Below are 2,868 nucleotides of genomic sequence, written 5' to 3' on the forward strand. Positions count from 1 at the left end.
GACTCCTATTTGATTTTTGAAATAACTCGCCCTCAACTCGAAAAGGCTGATTCCCTACTCCCTACTCCCTACTCCCTACTCCCTGCCTACACAAAGAAGTTCAGAAATCAAATCGGATTGCTATAGAATTTTTATACAGGTTCATAGCTTACTCAAGCTCTAGAAGCTAACTAACAAAAGATTTTGTAGCTGTTGTATCGAGTAGAGAAGCGATGTCTGAAGACAAGCTGCTATGTGTCTACACACCTTTCAACCAAAGACTTAAACTTTTGGTTCAACACCGAGCGATTGATCGCTATTTTGCCCATTAAGTTAAGTTAAAAAATGGATGGCGCAATTGTTGAGAGTTCCTTCTTTAATTCTTGCGACAATGATTCTAAAAACATCATGTCATTAGTGATATCTGAAACTTCATCTTCATTCAAATTCTCTGTTTCTAATTGCTTTTGATAAGCTTCAATTCGATATTCTAGCGCCTCAACAATAAATCGAATTGCTTTAGGAGAAAAATTCACGTTTAACAACTTCCTTAATTGACTTTGTAAAATGCCTCACCAACTGACCGTAATGCAGTCTTGTAGTCTTCCATTGGCATAGTGTAGCTTGGTTCCCATAGCCAGTGATTGCCGTAATCATTCACTAAGCGAAGTTCGTTGGAAATATCAGTCCCCCTATCCAACTTCCACCAATTTTTTCCAACTCCTTGAACAGCAAACGTTGAAATTCCGCCTGAACCTGCAATAACCCACATATCACCATCTTCTTCGTAAGTTTCAATATCTTGTAAACGAATATTATCTATTCTCGAAGAAGTCGCATTTCCCATACGGTATAAATCAATGGGGGTTTTTCTCATACAAATCAGCCAAAGACTTAAACTTCTGGTTCAACACCGAGCGATCGCAATTGAGCAGTTAAGCGATCGGCTCTTTGACGCTCTAATTCGGCTCTTTGGCTTTCTAATTCCGCCCTTTGGCTTTCTAATTCCGCTCTTTGGCTTTCTTGTTCGGCTCTTTCCTCGCCATTCAACAACAAATTACCTTGCAAATCCCACCAGCGCAGCCAAGGTAATTCTGCATTCTGATAAACTCCTAGCCATAAGCCTAACTCAACTCCCAAAGGGGCAATAGTATAATGTCCCCGTTCATTTTAGCAATCACAAACGCAAAGAAAAATTTAAAAAACACAATATTATATCTTATGTTAACCCTTTATGGCAAGCGATCGCTAAAACATTAATCTCAAAGTACACGCAGTAAGCTGGGAATGCTTTTGATCGCTGACAAATCCCGAATTTCTGCCAAAGCTTGCCGAAAATTGCCTTCCCGTACATCATGGGTAACAACCACAATCTCTGCTAGTTCCCCTTGAAAGCCAGTTTGGACAATTGACTCTAAGCTAACGCCATAGTTACCAAAGCAAGTCCCCAATTTACCGATAACTCCCGGTTGGTCATTCGTGAGGAAACGGGCGTAAAACCGAGTTATCAATTCTGCCATCGGCGCAATTTGGCAATATTCCTGATGTCCACAAGTTAATAATGGATTTGCAACTGTTGTATTGGTTTTGAGGACGGCAACTAGATTTAAAATATCCGATGTGACGGCACTGGCGGTTGCACCAGCACCAGCACCGGGGCCAAAAAACATTACCTGGCCGATGGGTTCTCCTTCCACAAGAATGGCATTGTAAACGCCGTTGATGCTAGCCAAAGGGTGGGCTTGAGGCACTAAGGTAGGGTGAACTCTGACAGACAGGGGAGATGAGGGAGTATCACGTTTAGCGATCGCTAACAATTTAATCACAAATCCCAATTTTTCGGCGTAGGCAATATCTGTCTTGCTCACTTGCCGAATCCCCTCAGTATAAACATCTTGTAGATTGATGCGTCCACCAAAGCCTAATGATGCCAGGATAGCAATTTTATCTGCTGCGTCTAAGCCATCGACATCGGCTGTAGGGTCAGCCTCAGCATAACCCAAACTCTGGGCATCAGCCAAAACATCGCTGAAGTTGCTGCCTTCTGTTTGCATCCGTGTCAGGATGTAGTTAGTTGTACCGTTAACGATGCCAGTTACAGTATGAATACGGTTAACGCTTAACGACTGCTTCAGGGGTTGAATCACCGGAATACCACCACCCACAGCAGCTTCTAGCATGACGTATACGCCAGCTTGATTGGCAGTTGTGAAAATTTCCGCTCCAAAGCGGGCGATCGCGGCTTTGTTGGCGGTGACTACATGCTTACCATTACTTAAAGCTTTGAGAATGAGCGATCGCGCCGGCTCCAGTCCACCCATCACCTCGACAACTATATCTACCGCCGGATCGTTGACAATCGATTCTAAATCTGTGGTTAAGACTTCTGTAGACAATTCTACTGCACGGGGCTTATCTAGCGATCGTACTCCCACCCGATAAATTTCTATCTCTTGCAACAATGGGTGACGCCCAGCGCTATCTTGCAACAACTGCACTGTTCCCGTTCCCACGGTGCCTAATCCCAGTATTCCTAGTTTCACACCCATTTTGCACCCAATTTCACCAATAACAATTGTAGGTAGAGCGTTTGCCCTACCTACTGATTATCCTGCTTCCTTTGTCATTTGTCCTTTGTCCTTTGTCATTTGTCCTTTGCTAATGACTAATGACCAATGACTAATGACTAATTTAGTATGTTTCTACGTGCCAGCGACCAGCCTTTTTGAGTTGCTTCTGGTAATCACTCCAGGTGATGTCTTCCTTAACAGCAGCAGCAGTTAAGGCTGCATCAATACCTTCTTCCATACCCCGCAAACCGCAAATGTATGTGTGGGTTTTTTCATTTTTAATCAATTGCCACAATTCATCTGCGTGTTCAGCTACGCG

3 protein-coding genes and 2 pseudogenes are annotated in these 2,868 nt (G+C 43.3%); all 5 read right to left on the reverse strand.

Annotation, left to right across the window (positions count from 1 at the left end; genetic code table 11):
- Window positions 1-317: 317 nt before the first annotated feature.
- Complete coding sequence (locus LC574_RS34030) at window positions 318-515, reverse strand: hypothetical protein (protein ID WP_229458015.1); 198 nt, start codon at window positions 513-515, stop codon at window positions 318-320.
- Window positions 516-529: 14 nt separating this feature from the next.
- Entirely contained in the window at window positions 530-856 is a 327-nt protein-coding gene (locus LC574_RS34035; RefSeq protein ID WP_229458017.1) for a hypothetical protein, read from the reverse strand.
- A 17-nt stretch (window positions 857-873) separates the two neighbouring features.
- Window positions 874-1,149 (reverse strand): annotated as a pseudogene (locus tag LC574_RS34040) (Uma2 family endonuclease); the annotation flags it as partial.
- Window positions 1,150-1,241: 92 nt separating this feature from the next.
- Window positions 1,242-2,528: a homoserine dehydrogenase gene (locus tag LC574_RS34045; protein ID WP_229458019.1), complete on the reverse strand. Its 1,287-nt coding sequence runs from the start codon at window positions 2,526-2,528 to the stop codon at window positions 1,242-1,244.
- A 142-nt stretch (window positions 2,529-2,670) separates the two neighbouring features.
- Window positions 2,671-2,868: pseudogene (locus LC574_RS34050) on the reverse strand (ferredoxin-NADP reductase); the annotation flags it as partial.

Origin of the sequence: Nostoc sp. CHAB 5715, assembly GCF_020829685.1 — a bacterium.
GTDB lineage: Bacteria > Cyanobacteriota > Cyanobacteriia > Cyanobacteriales > Nostocaceae > Nostoc.